Source organism: Anaeromyxobacter sp. SG66 (assembly GCF_022690805.1).
Lineage (GTDB): Bacteria > Myxococcota > Myxococcia > Myxococcales > Anaeromyxobacteraceae > Anaeromyxobacter > Anaeromyxobacter soli.
Window position 1 is genome coordinate 23,088 of record NZ_JALCZC010000017.1, and the last position, 21,006, is coordinate 44,093.

The 21,006-nt window shown below is 73.4% G+C and carries 21 protein-coding genes; 15 read left to right on the top strand and 6 right to left on the bottom strand.

Translation table 11 applies throughout. The features are described 5' to 3' along the window. Nucleotides 1–14: 14 nt before the first annotated feature. From rpiB to MNZ39_RS07605, 12 genes are all read left to right on the top strand, one after another. Nucleotides 15–458, top strand: a complete 444-nt coding sequence (gene rpiB / locus MNZ39_RS07550; RefSeq protein ID WP_242336887.1) for a ribose 5-phosphate isomerase B — start codon at nucleotides 15–17, stop codon at nucleotides 456–458. A 45-nt stretch (nucleotides 459–503) separates the two neighbouring features. Continuing rightward, nucleotides 504–1,757 (top strand): serine hydroxymethyltransferase, encoded by a 1,254-nt coding sequence (gene glyA / locus MNZ39_RS07555; protein WP_242336890.1) that lies wholly within the window; start codon nucleotides 504–506, stop codon nucleotides 1,755–1,757. Nucleotides 1,758–1,814: 57 nt separating this feature from the next. Continuing rightward, on the top strand, nucleotides 1,815–2,303 hold the full coding sequence (gene nrdR, locus MNZ39_RS07560; protein WP_242336893.1) for a transcriptional regulator NrdR: 489 nt from the start codon (nucleotides 1,815–1,817) through the stop codon (nucleotides 2,301–2,303). Continuing rightward, entirely contained in the window at nucleotides 2,300–3,496 is a 1,197-nt protein-coding gene (ribD, locus tag MNZ39_RS07565; RefSeq protein ID WP_242336896.1) for a bifunctional diaminohydroxyphosphoribosylaminopyrimidine deaminase/5-amino-6-(5-phosphoribosylamino)uracil reductase RibD, read from the top strand. The genes nrdR and ribD overlap by 4 nt, the downstream gene beginning before the upstream one ends. A 12-nt stretch (nucleotides 3,497–3,508) precedes the next feature. Beyond that, a complete protein-coding gene (locus tag MNZ39_RS07570) occupies nucleotides 3,509–4,156 on the top strand; it encodes a riboflavin synthase (RefSeq protein WP_242336899.1) in 648 nt (215 codons plus the stop codon). Continuing rightward, nucleotides 4,153–5,430 (top strand): bifunctional 3,4-dihydroxy-2-butanone-4-phosphate synthase/GTP cyclohydrolase II, encoded by a 1,278-nt coding sequence (locus MNZ39_RS07575; RefSeq protein ID WP_242336902.1) that lies wholly within the window; start codon nucleotides 4,153–4,155, stop codon nucleotides 5,428–5,430. The genes MNZ39_RS07570 and MNZ39_RS07575 overlap by 4 nt, the downstream gene beginning before the upstream one ends. Next, nucleotides 5,427–5,918, top strand: coding sequence for a 6,7-dimethyl-8-ribityllumazine synthase (gene ribE / locus MNZ39_RS07580; protein WP_242336905.1), 492 nt, complete (start codon nucleotides 5,427–5,429; stop codon nucleotides 5,916–5,918). The genes MNZ39_RS07575 and ribE overlap by 4 nt, the downstream gene beginning before the upstream one ends. A gap of 2 nt (nucleotides 5,919–5,920) precedes the next feature. After that, nucleotides 5,921–6,352 carry a transcription antitermination factor NusB gene (nusB, locus tag MNZ39_RS07585; RefSeq protein WP_242336909.1) on the top strand — a complete coding sequence of 144 codons (432 nt, stop codon included), beginning with the start codon at nucleotides 5,921–5,923 and terminating at the stop codon, nucleotides 6,350–6,352. Between the two features lie 14 nt (nucleotides 6,353–6,366). Then, a complete protein-coding gene (locus MNZ39_RS07590; RefSeq protein WP_242336912.1) occupies nucleotides 6,367–6,948 on the top strand; it encodes a M17 family peptidase N-terminal domain-containing protein in 582 nt (193 codons plus the stop codon). A 202-nt stretch (nucleotides 6,949–7,150) separates the two neighbouring features. Further along, entirely contained in the window at nucleotides 7,151–9,676 is a 2,526-nt protein-coding gene (gene mprF, locus MNZ39_RS07595; RefSeq protein ID WP_242336914.1) for a bifunctional lysylphosphatidylglycerol flippase/synthetase MprF, read from the top strand. Then, nucleotides 9,673–11,202, top strand: coding sequence for an AcvB/VirJ family lysyl-phosphatidylglycerol hydrolase (locus tag MNZ39_RS07600; RefSeq protein WP_242336917.1), 1,530 nt, complete (start codon nucleotides 9,673–9,675; stop codon nucleotides 11,200–11,202). The genes mprF and MNZ39_RS07600 overlap by 4 nt, the downstream gene beginning before the upstream one ends. 43 nt (nucleotides 11,203–11,245) lie before the next feature. Further along, a complete protein-coding gene (locus MNZ39_RS07605) occupies nucleotides 11,246–12,049 on the top strand; it encodes a phosphatase PAP2 family protein (protein ID WP_242336920.1) in 804 nt (267 codons plus the stop codon). A 139-nt stretch (nucleotides 12,050–12,188) separates the two neighbouring features. On the opposite strand, the gene MNZ39_RS07610 is transcribed toward MNZ39_RS07605, so the two are convergent. The 4 genes from MNZ39_RS07610 to MNZ39_RS07625 all read right to left on the bottom strand — a co-directional run bounded on the left by MNZ39_RS07610 (nucleotide 12,189) and on the right by MNZ39_RS07625 (nucleotide 15,531). Next, a complete protein-coding gene (locus MNZ39_RS07610; RefSeq protein ID WP_255840777.1) occupies nucleotides 12,189–13,859 on the bottom strand; it encodes an HNH endonuclease signature motif containing protein in 1,671 nt (556 codons plus the stop codon). Between the two features lie 124 nt (nucleotides 13,860–13,983). Next, entirely contained in the window at nucleotides 13,984–14,601 is a 618-nt protein-coding gene (locus MNZ39_RS07615) for an alpha/beta fold hydrolase (protein ID WP_242336926.1), read from the bottom strand. Nucleotides 14,602–14,677: 76 nt separating this feature from the next. Next, nucleotides 14,678–14,947, bottom strand: coding sequence for an anti-sigma factor (locus MNZ39_RS07620; RefSeq protein WP_242336928.1), 270 nt, complete (start codon nucleotides 14,945–14,947; stop codon nucleotides 14,678–14,680). Continuing rightward, nucleotides 14,944–15,531, bottom strand: coding sequence for an RNA polymerase sigma factor (locus MNZ39_RS07625; RefSeq protein ID WP_242336931.1), 588 nt, complete (start codon nucleotides 15,529–15,531; stop codon nucleotides 14,944–14,946). Before MNZ39_RS07625 ends, MNZ39_RS07620 begins: the two co-directional genes overlap by 4 nt. A 117-nt stretch (nucleotides 15,532–15,648) precedes the next feature. On the opposite strand from MNZ39_RS07625, the gene MNZ39_RS07630 reads away from it, so the two are divergent. Beyond that, nucleotides 15,649–15,849: a DUF2892 domain-containing protein gene (locus MNZ39_RS07630; protein ID WP_242336935.1), complete on the top strand. Its 201-nt coding sequence runs from the start codon at nucleotides 15,649–15,651 to the stop codon at nucleotides 15,847–15,849. An 80-nt stretch (nucleotides 15,850–15,929) separates the two neighbouring features. Here the strand turns inward: MNZ39_RS07630 and asnS are convergent, their stop codons facing one another. Next, a complete protein-coding gene (gene asnS, locus MNZ39_RS07635) occupies nucleotides 15,930–17,234 on the bottom strand; it encodes an asparagine--tRNA ligase (RefSeq protein ID WP_242336938.1) in 1,305 nt (434 codons plus the stop codon). A 156-nt stretch (nucleotides 17,235–17,390) separates the two neighbouring features. On the opposite strand from asnS, the gene leuS reads away from it, so the two are divergent. Then, a complete protein-coding gene (leuS, locus tag MNZ39_RS07640; protein WP_242336941.1) occupies nucleotides 17,391–19,886 on the top strand; it encodes a leucine--tRNA ligase in 2,496 nt (831 codons plus the stop codon). A 171-nt stretch (nucleotides 19,887–20,057) separates the two neighbouring features. Beyond that, nucleotides 20,058–20,531, top strand: a complete 474-nt coding sequence (gene lptE / locus MNZ39_RS07645; RefSeq protein WP_242336944.1) for an LPS assembly lipoprotein LptE — start codon at nucleotides 20,058–20,060, stop codon at nucleotides 20,529–20,531. 6 nt (nucleotides 20,532–20,537) lie between these two features. Here the strand turns inward: lptE and rpsT are convergent, their stop codons facing one another. After that, nucleotides 20,538–20,810 carry a 30S ribosomal protein S20 gene (rpsT, locus tag MNZ39_RS07650; RefSeq protein WP_242336947.1) on the bottom strand — a complete coding sequence of 91 codons (273 nt, stop codon included), beginning with the start codon at nucleotides 20,808–20,810 and terminating at the stop codon, nucleotides 20,538–20,540. Between the last annotated feature and the right edge of the window lie 196 nt (nucleotides 20,811–21,006).

Here is a 21,006-nt window from a genome sequence, read left to right on the forward strand (position 1 = left end):
TTCCGGAGGACTCCATGGCGGAACGTGTGATCGCGGGCTCGGACCACGCGGGGCTGTCGCTCCGCGCCGAGGCCGTGAAGGTGGCCCGCGAGGCGGGGTACGAGGTCGAGGACCTCGGCCCGTTCTCGGGCGAGAGCGTCGACTACCCCGACTACGCGCGCCAGGTCGCCGAGGCGGTGGCCGCGGGCCGCGCGCGGCTCGGGCTCCTCGTGTGCGGCACCGGCATCGGCATGTCGATCGCGGCGAACAAGGTCAAGGGGGCGCGCGCGGCGCACTGCGCCTCCGAGTACGAGGCGCGCATGGCGCGGCTCCACAACGACGCGAACGTCCTCTGCATCGGGGAGCGGGTCGTCGGGCTCGGGCTGGGCGCCGCGATCGTGAAGGCGTTCCTCGAGACGCGGTTCGAGGGCGGCCGCCACGAGCGGCGCGTCCAGAAGCTGAAGGACATGGAAAAGTAGGCAGCAGGGCGGTATGTACGCCGCTCGCCCGAGGAGATCTTCCAGATGATGCCGACGAAGCCCCTGGCCGACGCCGACCCCCAGATCGCGCAGCTCATCCGCGAGGAGACCCGCCGCCAGGCGGAGGGGCTCGAGCTCATCGCGAGCGAGAACTTCGTCTCGCCGGCGGTGATGGAGGCGATGGGCTCGACCCTCACGAACAAGTACGCCGAGGGTTACCCCGGCAAGCGCTACTACGGCGGCTGCGAGGTCGTCGACAAGGTCGAGCAGCTCGCCATCGACCGCGCGAAGCAGCTCTTCGGCGCCGAGCACGCGAACGTCCAGCCGCACTCGGGCTCGCAGGCCAACATGGCGGCGTACTTCGCGCTCGCCGCGCCGGGCGACACGGTCCTCGCCATGAGCCTCAACTTCGGCGGGCACCTCACCCACGGCTCCCCGGTGAACTTCTCCGGCAAGCTCTTCAAGATCGTCCCGTACGGCCTCAAGCAGGCGGACGAGACGATCGACATGGACGAGGTCGCGCGCCTCGCCCGCGAGCACCGGCCGAAGGTGCTCATGGTCGGCGCGAGCGCGTATCCGCGCACGCTCCACTTCGACCGGTTCGCCGAGATCGCCCGCGAGGTCGGCGCCGCGATGGTGGTGGACATGGCCCACATCGCGGGCCTCGTCGCGGCAGGGCTCCACCCGAGCCCCGTCCCGCACGCGGAGATCGTCACCTCCACGACGCACAAGACGCTGCGCGGTCCCCGCGGCGGCCTCATCCTGACCCGCGAGGCGCACGCCAAGATCCTCAACTCCCAGATCTTCCCGGGCATCCAGGGCGGGCCGCTCGAGCACGTCATCGCCGCCAAGGCGGTCGCGTTCCACGAGGCGCTCCAGCCGAGCTTCAAGGAGTACCAGCGGCGGATCGTCGAGAACGCGCAAGCGCTGGCGGAGGGGCTCAAGAAGGCCGGCCTGCGGCTCGTCTCCGGCGGCACCGACAACCACCTCATGCTCGTCGACCTCCGCCCGAAGAAGCTCACCGGCAAGATCGGCGAGGAGGCGCTCGGCAAGGCCGGGATCACCGTGAACAAGAACATGATCCCGTGGGATCCCGAGAAGCCGATGACGACCTCGGGCATCCGCGTCGGCACCCCCGCGCTCACGACCCGCGGGATGGGCCCGGCCGAGATGACGGCGGTGGCCGCGCTCATCGGTCGCGTGCTCGACGCGCCCGCCGACGAGAAGGTCCTCGCCGGGGTGCGCGGCGACGTGCGCGCGCTCTGCGCGCAGTTCCCGATGTACCAGGACCGGACTTAGGGATCGCCGCGCGGACGGCCGCTCGTGGCGCGCCGCGCGGTGCCCGCGGAGACGCCGATGCGCTGCCCATGGTGCGGACACCTCGAGGATCGGGTCGTCGACTCGCGCGAGGCGCAGGAGGGGCAGGCGACCCGGCGGCGGCGGGAATGCCTGGGGTGCGCTCGGCGGTTCACGACCTACGAGCGGATCGAGGAGATCCTGCCGCACGTCGTGAAGAAGGACGGCCGGCGCGAGCCGTTCGACCGCAAGAAGATCGTCGAGGGCGTCGCGCGGGCCTGCCAGAAGCGGCCGGTCTCCGCGGAGCAGATCGAGGCGCTCGTCGCGGGCGTCGAGCGCCAGGTCCAGGAGCTCGGCGAGCGGGAGATCCGCACCGTCGCGATCGGCGAGGCGGTGATGCAGCGCCTGCGGAAGCTCGACGAGGTGGCGTACGTCCGGTTCGCGTCGGTCTACCGCGCGTTCCGCGACGTCGGGGAGTTCATGACGGAGCTCGAGGGGCTCGCCCGCAGGGAGCCGGGCTCCAAGCCGGGAGGAGAGGGGACGCGATGAGCCGGGTCGCCGCCGGCGGCCGCCGGACGCCGGCGCGCCGCGCCCCCCGCACCGCCGCCCGCTTCGACCGCGCGGTGGCCGAGCGCTTCATGGACGTCGCGCTGCGCGAGGCGGAGAAGGGGCTCGGCCGCACCAGCCCGAACCCGGCCGTGGGCGCCGTGCTCGTGAAGAACGGCCGGGTGGTGGCCCGCGGCCATCACTCCCGCGCGGGCGGTCCGCACGCGGAGGTGGTCGCGCTGCGCGAGGCGGGCGCGCGCGCGCGCGGCGCCGACCTCTTCACGACCCTCGAGCCGTGCGACCACTTCGGCCGCACGCCGCCCTGCTCGGTCGCGCTGATCGAGGCCGGCGTGCGCCGCGTGGTGGTCGGCTCGGCGGATCCCAACCCGCTCGTGAACGGGAAGGGGGTCGCGCGCCTCCGGGCGGCCGGCGTCGAGGTCGTGACCGGGGTGCTCCGCGACGCCTGCGACGAGCTCAACGCCCACTGGTTCACCTACATCACGGAGCGGCGCCCGCACGTGACGCTCAAGGCGGCGGTCACGCTCGACGGCAAGATCGCGACGCGCACCGGCGACGCGCGCTGGGTGACGGGCGAGGCCGCCCGCCGCTGGGTGCACCGGCTGCGGGACCGGGTGGACGCGGTGCTCGTCGGGAGCGGGACCGCGCGCGCGGACGATCCGCGCCTCACCACGCGGCTCCCCGGCGGCCGCGGCCGCGATCCGCTCCGCGTCGTCCTCGACACCGATCTCTCGCTCCCCGGCGACCTGAACCTCTTCCGCCAGCGCTCCGCCGCGCCCACCCTCGTCGCCCACGCCGCCCCGCGCACCCGCGACCTCGGCCGCAAGGTCGAGCTGCTCCGCTGCAAGCGGGGCGCGGGCGGGATCGACCTCAAGGACCTGCTCGCCCAGCTCGCGGCGCGGGGCGTGACCCACCTGCTCGTGGAGGGCGGGGCGCGGGTCCACGCGCGCTTCCTCGAGGAGGGGCTCGTCGATCGGGTCGCCATCTTCGTCGCGCCCAAGATCGCCGGAGGCGACGGCATCCCGCTCGTCGCGGGGCGCGGGCCGGCGCGGATGGCGGACGCGCTCTCGCTCACCGACGTCTGCGTCGAGCGGGTGGGCGACGACGTGCTCGTGACCGGAATCCCCTCCCGCCGCGGCCCGCGTGGCCTGTTGGCGAAAAACCCCCGGCGGGGCTAGGATTCGCCGCGAATGTTCACCGGTCTCGTCGCGGACTTAGGCGTGGTCGAGGCGGTCCTGCCCCGGCAGGGCGGCGCTCGGCTGACCGTACGTCCCCGCACGCTCCCCGTCGACGAGCTCGTCCTCGGCGAGAGCGTCGCGTGCTCGGGCGCGTGCCTCACCGTGGTCGAGCGCGGCGGCGGCCGGGTCTCGTTCGACGCGGTGCCGGAGACGCTCTCGCGGACGACGCTCGGCGGGTGGCGCCCCGGCACGACGCTCAACCTCGAGCGCGCGCTCGCGGTGGGCGAGCGGCTCGGGGGGCACCTCGTGCAGGGGCACGTCGACGCGGTCGGCGAGATCCTCCAGCGCCGGCCGGAGGGGCAGGGTGCGCGGCTCACGATCTCGCTGCCCGCGGCCATCGCGCCGCTCGTGGCCGAGAAGGGCTCGATCGCCGTGGACGGGGTGTCGCTCACGGTCGCGGCGGTGACGCGCGATCGCTTCGAGGTGGTGCTCATCCCCGAGACGCTCGCGCGCACGACGCTCGGCCAGGCGGGGCCGGGGACGAAGGTGAACCTGGAGGCGGACGTCATCGCGCGGCACGTCGCGCGGCTGCGCGAGCTCGAGGGGCCCAGCGCGGCCGACCTCTCGCGCTGGGGCTACGGCACGAGGAGCGGACAGTGAAGGACCACGCGGCGCACGCCGTGGAGCGCGTGGAGCGGGCCATCGCCCACATCCGCGCGGGCAAGCTGGTGATCCTCACGGACGACGAGGATCGCGAGAACGAGGGCGATCTCTGCATGGCCGCGGAGAAGGCCACCCCCGCCGCCGTGAACTTCATGGCGAAGTACGGGCGCGGCCTCGTCTGCCTGTCGCTCACCGAGGAGAAGGTCCGGGCGCTGCGCCTGCCGCTCATGGTGGACGAGAGCGCGAACTCCTCCTCCTTCGGCACGGCGTTCACGGTGTCGATCGAGGCGAAGGAGGGCGTCTCCACCGGGATCAGCGCCAAGGACCGCGCCCACACGATCCTCACCGCGGTGCGCGACGACGCCCGCCCCGAGGATCTCGCCCGGCCGGGCCACGTCTTCCCGCTCCGCGCGCGCAAGGGCGGCGTGCTCGTGCGCGCCGGCCAGACCGAGGGCTCGGTGGACCTCGCCCGGCTCGCGGGGATGAAGCCCGCGGGCGTCATCTGCGAGGTGATGAACGACGACGGGACGATGGCGCGGATGCCCGAGCTCGAGAAGCTCTCCGCCGAGCACGACCTGCCCATCGTCTCGGTCGCCGACCTCATCTCCTACCGCATGCTGAAGGACACGCTCGTCCGGCGGGCCGCGGACGCGCCGCTGCCGACCGAGTACGGCGAGTTCCGGGCGGTGGCGTACGAGAACGACGTCGACCGGCATCAGCACGTCGCGCTCGTGAAGGGCAAGTGGCGCGAGGGCGAGGCGGTGCTCGTCCGCGTGCACTCGAAGTGCCTCACCGGCGACGTGTTCGGGAGCGAGCGCTGCGACTGCGGCCCGCAGCTCCAGGCGGCCCTGCGCCAGATCGAGCGGGCGGGGAAGGGCGTCCTGCTCTACCTCGACCAGGAAGGCCGCGGGATCGGGCTCGCGAACAAGCTCAAGGCGTACAACCTCCAGGACGAGGGGTACGACACCGCGGAGGCGAACGTGCGGCTCGGCTTCAAGCCGGACCTGCGCGACTACGGCATCGGCGCGCAGATCCTCCGCGACCTCGGCGTGCGGAAGATGCGGCTGCTCACGAACAACCCGAAGAAGATCATCGGGCTCGAGGGCTACGGCCTCGAGGTCCTGGAGCGCGTGCCCATCGAGATGCCCGCCACCCGCCGCAACCGCGCGTACCTCATCACCAAGCGGGACAAGATGGGCCACCTCCTCACGCTCGCGCCCCCGGCGCCGGCGCGGAAGACGGCGTCCCGTGCGAAAGGAAGGAAGCGATGAACTTCTACGAAGGCTCGCTCGTCGCGACCGGGCTGAAGGTCGGGCTCGTGGTCGCGCGGTTCAACTCGCTCGTCACCGAGCAGCTCCTGCTCGGCGCGGCAGACGTGCTCCGCCGCCACGGCGTGAAGGACGCCGACATCGACGTGTTCCGCTGCCCGGGGACCTTCGAGCTATCCTCGCTGCTCCGGCGCGTCGCGCGGAGCGGGCGCTACGACGCGGTGGTCGCGCTCGGCGCGGTGATCCGGGGCGGCACGCCGCACTTCGAGTACGTGGCCGGCGAGGCGACGAAGGGCGTCGCGCAGGTCGCGCTCGAGGCCGAGTGCGCGGTCTCGATGGGGATCCTCACCTGCGACACGATGGAGCAGGCGCTCGAGCGCGCCGGCGTGAAGGCCGGCAACAAGGGTGCCGAGGCGGCCGTCGCCGCCATCGAGCAGGCGAACGTGCTGAGGGAGGCGGGGAAGGTCCCGTCTCCGCGCCGGGCGGAGTGAACGTGTCGCTGAAGCGTACGAGAGCGCGGGAGCGCGCGCTGCAGGCGCTGTACCAGATCGACGTCGCCGCCGAGGGCATCGATGAGGCCCTCGCGCGGTTCTGGAAGAGCTTCGAGCCGGTGGAGCGGGAGGTGATGGAGCTCGCCGAGGGGTTCGTGCGCGGGGTCGCCGCGCACCGCCGCACCCTCGACGACACCATCGAGCAGGTCTCGTCGCACTGGCGGCTCGATCGCATGGCCAAGGTGGATCGCAACGTGCTCCGGCTCGCGACGTACGAGCTCCTCGAGACGGACGTGCCGATCAAGGTGGCGATCAACGAGGCCATCGAGCTGGGCAAGAAGTACGGCTCGGAGAGCTCGGGCGCCTTCGTGAACGGCGTCCTCGACAAGATTGCCGCCGGCCTTCCGCCCGAGCGGCGCCGGGCGGACCGGTAGGAGAAGGGATCGGCGTGGCGCTGAAGATCGAGGTGGCGGACCTGGGGCTCCCGGCGATCGACGCGCTCGACGTGGACGCCGTCGGCGTCTTCGTCGGGCCCGAGCGGCCGCTGCAGGGGTTCGCGGGCTTCATCGACTGGCGGATGTGCGGCGCCATCTCGCGCACGATCCGGAACGAGCTGTTCCACGCAGGCCGCGGCGAGGCGCTCCTCTTGCCGACCGGGGGCCGGATCGCGCCCACGCGGCTGTTCTGCTTCGGGCTGCCGGACGCTCCGCTCACGCCCGAGGCGTTCCTGCCCGCGGCGCGCGCCGGGCTCGAGGCGCTCGCGCGGGCGGGCAGCGAGGCCTTCGCCGTCGCCATGCCCCCGCTCGCCGGGGGCGACCCCTCGCTCGCGGCTCGCCTCTGGCTCGAGGCGAGCCTCTCGCGCCCCGTGCGGCGCCAGGTGCTCCTCGGCGACGCGCGCCAGCTCCAGCGCGAGCTCGCCGCGGCGCGCAACACGCTCGCGGTCGAGGTCGAGGTCATCGCCCCACCCTCGCGGGTCGAGATGCCGCGGCGCGCGCGCGCGCTGCCGCACGTGGGCGGCGTCCTCCGCTGACGCCCGCCCCGCGTCCCGTTCCGGCGCGGGCGTGAGGGGACCCTCGGCGCCCGAGTCCCCGGGCCGCGTGCGTCTCCGCCGCCGCACGCCCCGAGGCGGACGTTGAACCGCGGGGGAAGACCCGGTGTCATCATGAGCAGGGTGCGCGCGGGGGCGGCGAGGTCGGCCCGCTCCGGCGCGCCACGGACCGATGCGCGGGCGCGTGCGCCGGATCGCGGTAGGGGTGCTCCCGCCGCTCTTGCTCGGGGCGGCCGCGTGGTCGCTCCACGCGGAGCTGCGCGGCTTCCACGTCCGGGACATCGAGCGCGGGCTCTCCGCGCTGCCCCGCCTGGCGGTCGCGGTCGCCGTCGCCGTGACGCTCGCCGACTACCTGCTGCTCGGCGCGTACGACCTCCTCGCGCTGCGCTACGCGAACCGGCGGCTCCCCTACGGGCGCGTGGCGTTCACCTCGTTCATCGCCTACGCCTTCGGGAACAACGTCGGGTTCGCGCTCCTGTCCTCGAGCTCGGTGCGGTTCCGCCTCTACTCGCAGTGGGGGCTCGCCCCGGCGGAGATCGCCAAGGTGGTGGGCTTCACCGCCGCCCAGCTCTGGGCGGGGCTGTTCCCGCTCCTCGGGCTCGCGCTCCTCTCGGGGGTGCCGGTGCCGCTCCCGGCGACCGTCGCGCGCGGGCTCGGCGTCGCGGCACTGGCGGTCACCGCCGTCTACCTCGTGCTCGCGGCGCGCGGGCGAGAGCTCCGGCTCGGCGGGACCTCGGTGACGCTCCCGTCGCTGCCGCTCGCCGCCGCCCAGGTGGCGGTGTCGGCGGCGGACTGGGTGCTCGCCGCGATCGTGCTGCACGTGCTCCTGCCCTCGACCTCGCCGCTCTCGCTCCCCGGCCTCGTCGGCCTGTTCGTCGCCGCGCAGGTGGCGGGGCTCGCCTCGCAGCTCCCCGGCGGGGTGGGCGTGTTCGACGCGATCGTGCTCGCGGCGCTCACGCCCGCGGTGCCCGCGCCGCAGGTGCTGTCGAGCCTGGTCGCGTACCGGGTCGTCTATTACCTCGGACCCTTCGTCCTCGCGTTCGCGCTCCTCGCGGTGAACGAGGTCGTGGTCCGGCGCGAGCGCCTGGGCCGGGTGCTGCGTGGCGCGCACGCCTCCTTCGCGCCGGTCGTACCCTGGCTGGCGGCGGCGGGGAGCATGATCGCGGGCGCGGTGCTGCTCGTGTCCGGCGCCACGCCCGCCGAGGCCGCGCGGCTCCACCTCCTGCGGCGCACCGTGCCGCTCGCGCTCCTCGAGGCGTCGCACCTCATCGGCAGCCTCGTCGGCACGGCGCTGCTCCTGCTCGGGCGCGCGCTGGCACGCCGGCTCGACGGCGCCTGGGTGCTCGCCGTGGGGCTCCTCGCGACCGGCGCCGTCGCCTCCCTGGCGAAGGGGCTCGACTGGGAGGAGGCGACGCTGCTCACCGCCATCCTCCTCGCGCTCCTGCCGTTCCGGCGCCAGTTCTACCGGCGCAGCGCGCTCCTCGACGTGCCGCTGTCGTCGGGCTGGATCTCCGCCGTGCTCGTCGTCATCGGGGCCTCGGTGTGGATCGGGCTCTTCGCGTACCGGCACGTCGACTACTCGCGCGACCTCTGGTTCGACTTCGCCTTCCACGCCGACGCCCCGCGCTTCCTCCGCGCCTCGGTGGTCGGGGTCTGCGCCGTCGTCCTCTACGGCGTCGTGAGGCTCATGCACCCCGCGCCGCCCGAGCCCGCGCCGCCCGGCGAGGCGGAGCTCGCGCGGCTGCGTCCCATCGTCGATCGGGCGCAGGACTCGACCGCGCACCTCGCGCTGCTCGGCGACAAGCCGATCCTCTTCGGCGAGGACGGCGCGTCGTTCCTCATGTACGGCGTGGAGGGGCGGACCTGGTGCTCCATGGGGGATCCCATCGGCTCGAAGCGGGCCGCGACCGAGCTCGCGTGGCGCTTCCGCGAGCTCTCGGACCGTCACGGCGGGTGGGCCTGCTTCTACCAGGTCGGCCCCGGCGCGCTCCCGCGCTACCTCGACCTGGGCCTCGCGATCTACCGGCTCGGCGAGGAGGCGATCGTCCCGCTCCCCGCGTTCTCGCTCGACGGACCGGAGCGGCGGCCGCTCCGCCAGGCGTTCAACCGCGCCGAGCGCGAGGGGCTCTCGTTCGAGCTCGTCCCGGCGGAGCGGGTCCCCTCCTTGCTCCCCGAGCTCCAGCGCATCTCCGGCGCATGGCTCGCAGACCGGAGCACGCGGGAGAAGGGCTTCTCGCTCGGCTACTTCGACGAGCGTTATCTGAAGGAAGGCCCGGTCGCCCTCGCGCTCCTGGGGGGCCGCCCCGTCGCCTTCGCGAACGTCTGGGCGGGGACGCGCAAGGCCGAGCTGTCGGTGGACCTCATGCGCCACGAGTCCGACGCGCCGCGCACGACGATGGACTTCCTGTTCGTGTCGCTCATGCGCTGGGGACGCGCCGAGGGGTACGAGGCGTTCAACCTGGGGATGGCGCCGTTCTCGGGGCTCGAGGACCGCATGCTCGCGCCCCTGTGGATGCGGCTCGGCGCTCGCCTCTACCGCCACGGCGAGTACTTCTACAACTTCCAGGGACTGCGTCAGTACAAGGAGAAGTTCGCCCCGGAGTGGCGGCCGCGCTTCCTCGCCGCGCCGGGGGGGCTCCGGCTGCCGCTCGTGCTCACGAACGTGGCGGCCCTCGTCTCGCGCGGGCTGAAAGGGGTGGTGTCCCGATGATCCCGCTCGTCGTCGCCGCGCTGCTCGGGGCGAGCGCGCCGGCCCAGCCGCCCGTGAGCGCGTCTCCGCGCACGTTCGAGATGCGAGGCTTCGGCGCGGTCCACGTCCACGCGCCCGAGGACCATCCGCGCCGCGTGGTGGTGCTCCTGTCCGGCGAGGGCCCGGGCGTGCGCGAGGGGCGGCGTGCCCTCGCGGAGGCGCTCGCCGCCCGCGGGGCGCTGGTGCTCGCGGTCGACACCGCCGGCTACCTCGCCCGCCACCGCGAGCACCGCTGCGTCTACCCCGCGGGCGATCTCGAGGCGCTCGCGCAACACCTCGAGAAGGAGCTCGGGCTCGAGGAGTACGTCCGGCCGTACGTCGTCGGGCACTCGCAGGGCGCCGCGGCGACGTGGGCCGCCCTCGCCCAGGCGCCCGAGGGCACGTTCGCGGGGGCGGTCGCGCTCGCGCCGTGCCCGGGCAAGCCGCTCGGGGTGCCGCTCTGCGCCGGCGCGGGGCCGGCGCCGCGCAGCACGCCCCAGGGCGACCTCCCCGCGGACGGCGCCCGTCCGAGCGCGCCGCTCGCGATCGTGGCCGGCGCGAAAGACCGCGCCTGTCCTGCGGCGAGCGCGCAGGCGTTCGGGCGCGGCCGCGCCCTCGCGGTGACGGTCCTTCCCGGAGTCGGCCACGCGCTCGTGCCGGTGTCGAGCTGGGCCGCGGCCGCCGGGGACGAGATCGACCGCATCGAGGCGCAGTGTGACGCCGCCGAGGCGGCTCCGTCGCGGCCGGCGGCGGGAACGCCCGCCGCGCCGCCGCGAGCGGAGGCGCAAGCCGCCGGGGGAGACCGGCCCCCCGACCCCGCGCCGCCGGCGGCCGCAGCTCCGCCCCCCGACGTGAAGAACCTGCCCCTCGTCGAGGTCCCCGCGGCGAAGCCTGGACCGCGCCTCGCCGTGCTCCTCACCGGCGACGGCGGGTGGGTCGGGCTCGACAAGGGGATGAGCCGCGCGCTCTCCGACGTCGGTGTCTCGGTGGTCGGGCTCGACTCGCTCCGCTACTTCTGGCGGCGGCGCACGCCCGACGAGACCGCGAAGGACGTCGCGCGGATCTTCGCGCACTACGGCGCAGCCTGGGGCCGGCGGGAGCTGGTCCTCATCGGCTACTCGCGCGGCGCCGACATCGTGCCGTTCGTCGCCACGCGCCTCCCGGCCGACCAGCGGGCCGCGCTGAAGCTCGTCGCGATGCTCGGCCCGCAGACCTTCGCCGAGTTCGAGGTCCACATGGTGGATCTGTTCTCGTCGGTCCGGCGGAGCGCGGCGACCTCGACGGAGGCCGCCGTGCGCGCCTCGGGCGGCGCGACGAGGTTCCTGTGCGTGCAGGGCGCGGACGAGAGCGACAGCCTCTGCCCGCACCTCGTGGACCTGCCCTGGGTCGCCCGCGTCGTGCTCCCGGGCGGTCACCACTTCGATCGGGACTACGCGAACCTCGCGCGCATCGTGAACGACGCGGCGAGCGGAACCGCCCCGGGCGCGGGCGCCCCGTCGTCCCCATGATGCAGTCGGTACGCGCCGCCGGGCGCGGGGAGGGGAGGGGGGGATGGCTCCTGGGCGAGGTGGGACCGCCGCGGTCCGGGCGCTCGTCACCGCGGCGCTCGTCGCGGTCGCGACGCCGGGCTCGGGCGCGGCGGCAGGAGGGTCCCCGCGCGAGGTCTTCCACGTCGACCCGGCGGTGGACGGCGCGATCATCGCGATCGCCGGGCTCGGGAACCTCGTGCCCTGGCTCCTCGAGGACCGGCTCATCGCGCTGCGCTGCCCCTGCGATCGCGGCGAGGTGAACCGGCTCGACCGCTGGGCGATCGGCCTCCACGACGACGCCGCGGCGCACGTGAGCGACGCGACCGTGTACCTCGCGATGCTCGGCCCGCCGCTCGCCGACTGGGCCGCGCTCGGCAGGAGCCGCGCGCTCGTCGAGGATGCGACGGTGTTCGCGGAGACGCTCGCCGTGAACGGCGCCCTGAACGCGCTCGCGAAGTACACCACCCAGCGCCCCATCCCCCGCGCGTACGAGGGCGAGCCCGCGTACCTCCGGCAGCCCGGCTCGTACCGGGCCTTCTGGTCCGGCCACACGAGCACCACCGTCGCGGCCCTCACCGACGCTGCCTGGACGATGCGCCTGCGCTACGGCGAACGCGGCTGGCCCTGGCTCGTCGCCGGGCTCGCCGGCGCGAGCGTTGCGGTGGAGCGCGTGTGGGGCGGCCACCACTTCCCGAGCGACGTGGTGGTCGGCTTCGTCGCGGGGGCGGCGGTCGGCACCGCCGTCCCGCTCCTGCACCGCCGCAGGTCCGGCGACTTCGGCGTCGCGCCCGTGGGCCGCGGCCTCGCGCTCATGGGACGGTTCTGAACGGCCAGATGCAGCCCCGGCGCCTGAGGAACGGGCGGCGAGCGGCCGCGCTCGAGCCGCCACGCGCCTCCTGCGCCGCCGGAATGCTTGCCCGGAAGAGGGGCGCTTTCGCGGCCACGCGGTTCTGGGCCTGCTCGATTCAGCAAGCCACCGGCTCGGCGCAGGTGCCCGCCTCCCAAATGGTTCCGCCCAGGAGCCAGGTGAGCCGGTCCGGCGCCCGCCCGATCACGGCGAGAATCCCACCGTGGACGCACCGCAGGTGGTGGAAGGCGCACAGGCCGACCTGGTTCTCGGGATCGTCGCTGCCGCCGTGCGAGCGGAACTCGATGTGGTGCGAGTGGACGGCGCGATGGCTGCACCCCGGGACCTGGCACCAACCGTGATCTCGGGCGCGGACCTTCTGTGAACGAGTCATCGATCGTCTCCCCGCACCCCTCCACGACGCGAGGAAGTGAAATCCGATGACCGCGAGGCACGTTCCGGTCGAGAGCACGCGCCCGAATCTTGCCCGGACGGCCTCGATGGCGTCCGCGAGGAGCACCGCCACCCGGCGCGGCAACGGAACGAGCATCTTCTGCCGCGCACGCATCTGCCGCTCGTGCTCCCCCTCCACCTCGCGCTTCAGGGCGATGCAGGTCGCCGCGAGCGCCCGGGGGATCCACGTCGCGATGTCGGTCTCCGGCGTTCGCGCCAGCACCCGCAGCTTCTCGTACGACACGCCCTGCCGCCGCGCCTCCCGGAGCGCCGGCGACTCCCAGAGCCGCTTCTCGAGCGCGACGCGCTGCTCCACCGCGCGCGCGGGGAGCCCCAGCCGCTCCTCGACGTACTCGCGGAAGCCGTCGTAGCCCAGGAGCACCGGAATCCCGCTCCGCTTCACGGCGTACCCGCAGAATCCGATGAGGCGATCCCACCCGGAACGCAGGCGGCCGAGCGCGCGGAGCCGCTCGTCGAGCTCCTGCGCCGTCGAGGTCTCGTCGAACGGAACGTCAGGCGCGGCGAGCTCGGGTACTGGGGGGAGCGCCGCCCATCGGCCGGTCTCGGCTCCGTCCCCCGCGCGCCGCGAGGAGTGACCGGGGCCCACGGCGCCAAACCCGGGCCCGAGCGAGCGCGGCTCGTGGGAGTCGCCGTCGGACGAGAACTCGGCGAGGTACTCCTGCGCGAGCGCCTCCAGCTGCTCGATCCGGGTCGAGCCCGGCACCTGCTCGCGCGCGGCCGCGAGCGCCTCGTCCACGACCAGCCGCTCGTTCAGCGGCAGATGCGTGCGCAGCCGCACCCACTCCTCCTCGCCGGCGGCCGGCTCCGCCCGCGCCGCGCGGACCGCCTCCTCCAGCTCGCGGACCGTCTGCACGCTGGCGCGCTCGACCCAGCGCGCCTCGGCCTCGCCGACCGCGACCGGCAGCACCGTCTCCGCAGCGCGGACCCGGACGAGCCCCGACCGCAGCGCCGCCCGGAGCCGTGGACGCGTGCGCAGCCCAGCCCCGAGCCGGGCGAGGTTCTCGGCGGTGCGCTTCCCGAGATCGAGGACCTCGCGGGCGTAGTCGTCGAGGTGATAGCCCAGCTCCGCGAGCCGGTCCCCCCGCCTGAGCGCGTCGAGCCCTTCGCCGATCGCGAGGTCCAGCGTCCCCCGAGCCCGTGCGGCCCAGGCGAGGAGATGCTCGCAGGCGTCGGCCTCCGGCTCCCCGCCCCGAAACCACGTCTCGAGCTCGGCCCGGGTGAGCGGCGGCAGATCGAGCAGCGGCGCCGCGTAGCCGGCCAGCGAGGCTTCGGGCGTCACCGCGTCCGTCTCGATCGTGGGGAGCGCGGCCTCCATCGAATACAGGATGGCATGGAGGTCTGACACTCACCGTCAATTGAAGCAATGTCGAGTTGGCCGATAACCTGCCCCGGCCGCCGTATACGATCGGTCGTCGTCGCCTCGCCGGAGCGGCACGGCGTCAGGGCCGCTGTACCGGTACCAGGTGGGACCTGATGATCGTCGCGACCTCGTCTGGACGCTCGTTCGCGAACGCGTGAGTCCCGCCCGGCACGGTGACGACGCGAGCGCCCCCGATGCGCTCGGCAAGGAAATGAGCGATGGCGGGCGGGCTGATCGGATCCGAGTCGCTCCACAGCAGGAGGGTCGGTGCACGGATCCCCGCGAGCCGATGCGTGAGGTCGGTGCGGTCGTCGATGAACCAGCTCGGCACGTCCGGGAACGACGCTCGGTAGTCGTGACGCCATTCCGCTGCGCCGAGCCGTCGTACGTCGATGCCGCCCGAGGTCGCGACCAGGACCAAGCGTTCAACCCGCTCCGGATGTTCCAGCGCCAGACGTGCGGCGAAGATTCCGCCCATCGACTGCGCAATGACGTGACTCGCTCCTGCAGGGAGGCGCGCGACGATCCAGCGGTAAAGGTCGTCCAGCGACTTCACGCCAGGATCGGCGGGGACCCCGCCAAACCCGGGGTAGCCGAAGAGGACGACGTCGCCCAGGTCGGCCAGCCGCTGTCCGACTGGCTCCCAGAACGACTCACTTCCGCCGGCGCCGGGCAGGAAGACGAGGGGAGGTGCCATTGCAGATGACCTGGACGGTCACTGTACGACGAACCGTCGAACCAGGACCAACAGCGTCGAAAGATGCTCGGGGGCCCTACGGCGCGCCGTCGTCGTCGAGCGCCCGGCGGAGCCGGTCCTTCAGCTCGCCGGAGACGCTGGCGGGCGCGCCGAGGTGGGTGCGCAGCCCGCGAACCGTCGCCGCAAACTCCCCACCGAACCGCGCGCAGCCCTCGCACGCGCGCAGGTGGTCCTCGACGCGCCCTCGCTCCTCCGCCGGAAGGTCGCCGTCGACGTAGTCGGAGAGCCGCGCGAGGACGTCGCTGCAGGAGAGCCCCGCGATCACCTTCTCGTTCTCGATCGTCACGGCAGCACCTCCGAGAGCGCGCGGCCGAGGCGCTCCTCGACGCGGGCCTTGAGCTCGAGCCGCGCCCGGTGGAGTCGACTCTTCATCGCGGTGAGGTCGATGGATAGCGCCGCCGCGGTCTCGGCGCCCGACAGCCCCTCGACATCCCGGAGCAGCAGCACCTCCCGCGCCGCCGCGGGTAGCGACGCGAGCGCCTGCTCGAGGGCGGCGCCGGCCTGCAGCGCCGCGACCCGCGCCTCGGGCGCATCGGCTCCGGGGAGATCGGCGGCGGCTTCGACGGGCGCGTGCTGCTCCGGTTCGCCCGCACGCCGGCGCGCGCGCCGGCGGCAGCAGTGGAGCACGATCTGGAAGAGCCAGGTGCGCGCGCTGGCGTCGCCGCGAAACGTCCCGGCGCCGCGCCACGCCGCGAGGAGCCCGTCCTGCAGCGCGTCGGCGGCTTCCACCTCCGTCCCGCAGCTGCGCGTCGCGAAGCGAAGGAGCGCGCCGCCGTGGCGCGCGACCAGGGCGTCGAACGCGGCGCGGTCGCGCGCCGCGCTCCGGCGGATCAGCTCCTCGTCACTGGTGTCCGTCGGCGCGCCGAGCATCGTTCCTTCCGTTGCGAGTCCCGCGGACGCGGAAAGGATTCGCGAGCGCCAGAAGCGCCGGCCCGCGAATCCTCCGGCGGGCGGCGGCACTCTCCGGTGCAGGAGGTCGTAAACATGATGAACGAAGGCATTCTGGACCGGACCATCCGCGTGGTGGTCGGGCTCGCGCTCCTCTCCCTCACCGTCGCCGGCCCCCGCCCGCTCATCGGGCTCATCGGCGTCATCCCGCTTCTCACCGGGCTCGTCGGGTTCTGCCCGCTGTACCGACTCTTCGGCCTCAGCACCTGCCCGATGCCCAAGGTGTCGACGCGTAGCTGATCCCGCGGCGACCGGACAGGGCTCCGGCTCATCGCCGGAGCCCCTCTCTCTCGTGGAAGATCAGGATCAGCCGGCGCCGCTCACGGCGTGATCCGCTCCATCATCCGCGCGAACGGGATGGTCTCGCGGACGTGGTGGAGGCCGCAGATCCACGCGACGCAGCGCTCGACGCCCATGCCGAACCCCGCGTGCGGCACCGTCCCGTAGCGGCGGAGGTCGAGGTACCACTCGAACGCCTCCTTCGGGAGCTGGTGCTGCGCGATGGCGGCCTCGAGCGTCTCGAGCGAGCTCTCGCGCTCGCCCCCGCCGATGATCTCGCCGTACCCTTCGGGCGCGAGCACGTCGCAGCCGAGCGCGACCTTCGGATCCGTCGGGTCCTTCTTGAAGTAGAAGGCCTTCATCTCCGCCGGGTAGCGGTGGACCATCACCGGGCGGTCGTACTGCTTCGCGATGACCGTCTCCTCGTCGCCGCCGATGTCGTCGCCCCACTTCATCGGGTGACCGGCCTTCTGCAGCACCTCGACCGCCTCCGTGTACGTGATGCGCGGGAACGGCGGCTTCACGCTCTCGAGCTTCGAGACGTCGCGCTCGAGGACGGCCGCGAGCTCCTTGCGATGCTTCGCGAGGGCCGTCTGGACGACGTGCGAGACGAACTCCTCCATGAGCTGCATGTCGCCGTCGAGGTCCATGAAGGCGACCTCGGGCTCGACCATCCAGAACTCGGTCAGGTGGCGGCGCGTCTTCGACTTCTCGGCGCGGAAGGTCGGGCCGAAGCAGTAGACCTTCCCGAGCGCCATGGCCGCGGCCTCCATGTACAGCTGGCCGGACTGCGTCAGGTACGCCTTGCCGAGATCGAAGTAGGGGACCTCGAAGAGCGTGGAGGTCCCCTCGCAGGCGGAGGGCGTGAAGATCGGCGCGTCGACGAGCGTGAAGCCGCGCGCGTCGAAGAAGTCGCGGATCGCCTTCTCGACCGTGTGCCGCACGCGCAGGATCACCTGCTGCCGCTGCGACCGGAGCCAGAGGTGCCGCTGCTCCATGAGGAACGCGACGCCGTGCTCCTTGTGTCCGATCGGGTACTCCTGCGCCGGGAGGGAGACGACCTTCAGGTCGCGGACGTCGAGCTCGAACCCGATGGGCGAGCGGTCGTCCTTCTTCACGAGCCCGGTGACGGTGAGGCTCGTCTCCTGGGGCAGGTGGTCGGCCTCGCGGAACACCTCCGGCGTCACGTTCCCCTTGAACACGACGCACTGGATGGTGCCCGTGCCGTCGCGCACCTGCAGGAAGTGGAGCTTCCCGGACGAGCGGCGGTTGTACAGCCAGCCGTGGAGGGTGACCTCCTTCCCCTCGTGCTGGGCGATGTCGGCGATGTGGACGGGCGGGAACATGCGGTGGGCTCCGTGGGCTTCGGGGCGCTCTGGCGGCGGGCACTATAACCGAACGCCCGGCGGCCGGCGGGGCCTCGCGGCGTGGCGCGGACGGGGGCGCCGTTCCTCACGAAGGGCAGACGAACACCCCGACGTCCGGTAATATCGCCGCCCCTTATGGCGATGAACGAGCGTTACGAGCCGCAGTCGATCGAGCCACGCTGGCAGTCGCGCTGGGAGGGGGCGGGCGCCTTCCACGCCGGCCGCCGCCCCGACGCCGAGAAGCGCTACGTGCTCGAGATGTTCCCCTATCCCTCCGGCGCGATGCACATGGGGCACGCGCGCGTCTACACCATCGGCGACGCGCTCGCGCGCTACCTGCGCATGCGCGGCCACGACGTGCTGCACCCCATCGGCTTCGACGCGCTCGGCCTCCCCGCCGAGAACGCCGCCATCAAGGACGGACGCCACCCGGCCGAGCGGACGCGCGAGAACATCGTCGCCTTCCGCGCCGAGATGAAGAAGCTCGGCTACGCGTTCGACTGGGACCGCGAGGTCGTCACCGCCGACCCGTCCTACTATCGCTGGAACCAGTGGTTCTTCCTGAAGATGCTCGAGCGCGGGATCGTCTACCGGCGCGAGGGGAAGGCCAACTGGTGCACCGGCTGCGCGACGGTCATCGCGAACGAGCAGGTGGTCGAGGACAACCGCTGCGAGCGCTGCGGCTCGCCGGTGGTGGAGAAGGTGATCCCGGAGTGGGCCTTCCGCATCACCGCCTTCGCCCAGGACCTGCTCGACGGGCTCGACGGGCTCACGGAGTGGCCCGAGCGCATCATCACGATGCAGCGCAACTGGATCGGCAAGAGCGTCGGCGCTGAGGTGGATTTCGCGGTGCCGGGGCAGGGGCCGATCAAGGTCTTCACCACGCGTGTCGACACGATCCACGGCTGCACCTACGTGGTCCTCGCGCCCGAGCACCCGCTCGTCGAGCGGCTCACGCGCCCCGAGCGGCAGGCGGAGGTGCGCGCCTTCGTCGAGCGCATGCGCAAGACCGACGCCGCGGAGCGGACCGGCGAGGCGGCGCCGAAGGAGGGCGTCTTCACCGGCGCGCACGCGGTGAACCCGTACACCGGCGAGGAGGTCCCGGTCTGGATCGCGAACTTCGTGCTCGCCGAGTACGGGACGGGCGCGGTTATGAGCGTGCCGGCGCACGACCAGCGTGACTTCGAGTTCGCGCGCAAGTACGGGCTGCCCATCCGCGTGGTCATCCAGCCGGCCCGGGGCGAGCGGCTCCCCGCGGGCGACGCGCTGACCGAGGCGTACACGGCCGACGGGGTGCTCGAGGCGTCCGGCGACGCGTCCGGGCTCGACAGCGCGGCGGCGCGCGAGAAGCTCGCCGCCGAGGCGAAGACGCGCGGCTTCGGCCAGGCCACGGTTCGCTGGCACCTGCGCGACTGGGGCTTCTCGCGCCAGCGCTACTGGGGGACGCCGATCCCCATCGTCTACTGCCCCGACCACGGTGCCGTGCCGGTCCCCGAGGATCAGCTCCCGGTGACGCTGCCGGCGGAGGCGCTCATCACCGGCACCGGCGAGCCGCCGCTCGCGAAGGTGCCGTCGTTCGTGAACACCACCTGCCCGCGCTGCGGCAAGCCCGCCCGGCGCGAGGTGGACACGATGGACACGTTCGTAGACTCGTCCTGGTACTACGCGCGCTACCTCTCGCCGAAGGACGACACGCGGCCGTTCGATCCCGCCGAGGCGAAGCGCTGGCTCCCCGTCGACGTGTACGTCGGCGGCCCCGAGCACGCCGTGATGCACCTGCTGTACTTCCGCTTCTGGCACCGGGTGATGCACCAGCTCGGGCTCGTCCAGGAGGACGAGCCGGTGAAGCGGCTCGTCACGCAGGGCATCGTGAACGGCCCGGACGGCCGCAAGATGTCGAAGCGCTGGGGCAACGTCGTCGCCCCGGGCCCCATGGTCGCGCGGTTCGGCGCGGACACGGTCCGGCTCTTCATGCTGTTCGCCGCGCCCCCGGAGAAGGACATCGACTGGTCGGACGAGCAGGTCGACGGCCTGTTCCGGTTCCTCTCGCGGGTGTGGCGCATCTTCCACGCGCGGCAGGAGTGCTTCCGCGCGCCCGAGGCCGCGCTCGCGCAGGCGCAGGGTGACTTCCTCGAGCTCCGCCGCAAGACGCACCGCACGATCAAGCGCGTCACCGACGGGCTCCAGGGCGATCTCAAGTTCAACACGAGCATCGCCGCGCTGATGGAGCTCGTGAACGCGCTCTACGCGCTCGAGCCGGGCGCCGATCCGGAGCGGGCCGCCGTGCGCGAGGCGCTCCTCGCGGTCGCGACGCTGCTCGCGCCCTTCGCGCCGCACGCGGCCGAGGAGCTCTGGCACGAGGTGCTCGGCCCGTCGGTGCGCGAGGAGCTGCTCGCGGAGCACCCGTGGCCCACCTTCGACCCCGCGCTCGTCGCGGCGGACGTGGTCACGATCGCCGTCCAGGTGAACGGCAAGCTTCGCGGTGAGGTGCAGGCGCCCGTCGCCGCCGCGGAGGCCGAGGTCCGCGCGCTCGCGGAGGGCGAGGAGCGGGTGAGGGCGCACCTCGACGGCAAGACGATCCGCAAGGTCGTCTTCGTCCCGAAGCGGCTGATCAACTTTGTGGTGGGGTAGCCGATGAGGCTGGCTACCCCCCCACACCCCCCCGGCGCGCTCCGGGGCGGCCTCAGCCGGCCGCCCCTGCGCTTGCGCTGGCGACACGAGGTGCGGCAGGGGTCGCCGATGCGGCCGGCAGCCTCCCCACGCGGAGCCCGACCGCCCGCGGGCCTGGCGGCGCTCGCGCTGGTGCTCGCGCTGTCCGGCTGCGGCTACGGCTTCGAGAACCGCTACGTCGCGAAGGGCGGCGCGGAGCGCGTCCACGTCCAGCCGTTCGAGAACCTCTCGACGGAGGCGTCGCTCGGGGCTGAGCTGACGGCGGCGCTGCGGGACGAGCTCGCGCGCCGCGGCGCCTCGGCGGGGCCCGGCGCGCCTGCGGAGATCGTCGGAGAGGTGCGCGCGACCGCGCCCGGGACGTCCTCGCCGGACGGCTCCACCTGGCGCATCGGGGTGGTGGTGAAGGCGCGCCTCGTCGTGGACGGCGCGACCGTGTCGGAGCGGACGGTGCGGCGCGACGCCGACTACCTCGCGGGCGTGTCGGCGCTCGACGCGCAGGGTCGTCGCGTGAACGACGCGCTCGAGACGGAGGGGCGCCGCGCGCTCGCGCTCCGCCGGGTGGCGGGCGACGCGGCGCGCGACCTCCTCCGCGCGTTCGAGCGGTAGCTCCGCCTACTTCGCGGCGGCGGCCTTGGCGGCCGCCTTCGCGAGCCGCGAGATCTTCCGCGACGCCGCGTTCTTGTGCACGACGCCCTTCGACGTCGCCTTCTCCAGCGCGCGGGCCGCGGCCTTGAACGTGTCGCGGGCAGCGTTGGCGTCACCCTGGGTGATCGCCTCGCGCGCCTTCTTCACGGCGCTCTTCACGCCGGTGCGGACCTGGACGTTGCGGGCGCGGCGCTTCTGCGCCTGACGGTTTCGCTTCTCGGCCGATGCGGTATTCGCCAAGCTGACCTCTGTGCTCTATAGGGGTACGAGGGCGCGCTATCTACCGTCCATCGCGAGCGACGTCAAGGGGTTATGACCGCTCGGCTGCGCGGCGTCGCGCAGGCCGGCGCGCAGCGACCGTTCGCCTCGACCGCGGGCGTGCTCCGCGGCCCCTACGGCCATGCGGTCCCGCGGCCCATTCGCGCCGCATGCCCTA

Coding starts and splice junctions, on each gene's coding strand:
- asnS (WP_242336938.1), bottom strand. CDS start 17,234: ATGTTCCCGCCCGTCCACATCGCCGACATCGCCCAGCACGAGGGGAAG.
- leuS (WP_242336941.1), top strand. CDS start 17,391: ATGGCGATGAACGAGCGTTACGAGCCGCAGTCGATCGAGCCACGCTGG.
- glyA (WP_242336890.1), top strand. CDS start 504: ATGATGCCGACGAAGCCCCTGGCCGACGCCGACCCCCAGATCGCGCAG.
- ribE (WP_242336905.1), top strand. CDS start 5,427: ATGAACTTCTACGAAGGCTCGCTCGTCGCGACCGGGCTGAAGGTCGGG.
- MNZ39_RS07625 (WP_242336931.1), bottom strand. CDS start 15,531: ATGCTCGGCGCGCCGACGGACACCAGTGACGAGGAGCTGATCCGCCGG.
- rpiB (WP_242336887.1), top strand. CDS start 15: ATGGCGGAACGTGTGATCGCGGGCTCGGACCACGCGGGGCTGTCGCTC.
- MNZ39_RS07615 (WP_242336926.1), bottom strand. CDS start 14,601: ATGGCACCTCCCCTCGTCTTCCTGCCCGGCGCCGGCGGAAGTGAGTCG.
- nrdR (WP_242336893.1), top strand. CDS start 1,815: ATGCGCTGCCCATGGTGCGGACACCTCGAGGATCGGGTCGTCGACTCG.
- MNZ39_RS07605 (WP_242336920.1), top strand. CDS start 11,246: ATGGCTCCTGGGCGAGGTGGGACCGCCGCGGTCCGGGCGCTCGTCACC.
- ribD (WP_242336896.1), top strand. CDS start 2,300: ATGAGCCGGGTCGCCGCCGGCGGCCGCCGGACGCCGGCGCGCCGCGCC.
- MNZ39_RS07630 (WP_242336935.1), top strand. CDS start 15,649: ATGAACGAAGGCATTCTGGACCGGACCATCCGCGTGGTGGTCGGGCTC.
- MNZ39_RS07570 (WP_242336899.1), top strand. CDS start 3,509: ATGTTCACCGGTCTCGTCGCGGACTTAGGCGTGGTCGAGGCGGTCCTG.
- MNZ39_RS07610 (WP_255840777.1), bottom strand. CDS start 13,859: ATGGAGGCCGCGCTCCCCACGATCGAGACGGACGCGGTGACGCCCGAA.
- MNZ39_RS07600 (WP_242336917.1), top strand. CDS start 9,673: ATGATCCCGCTCGTCGTCGCCGCGCTGCTCGGGGCGAGCGCGCCGGCC.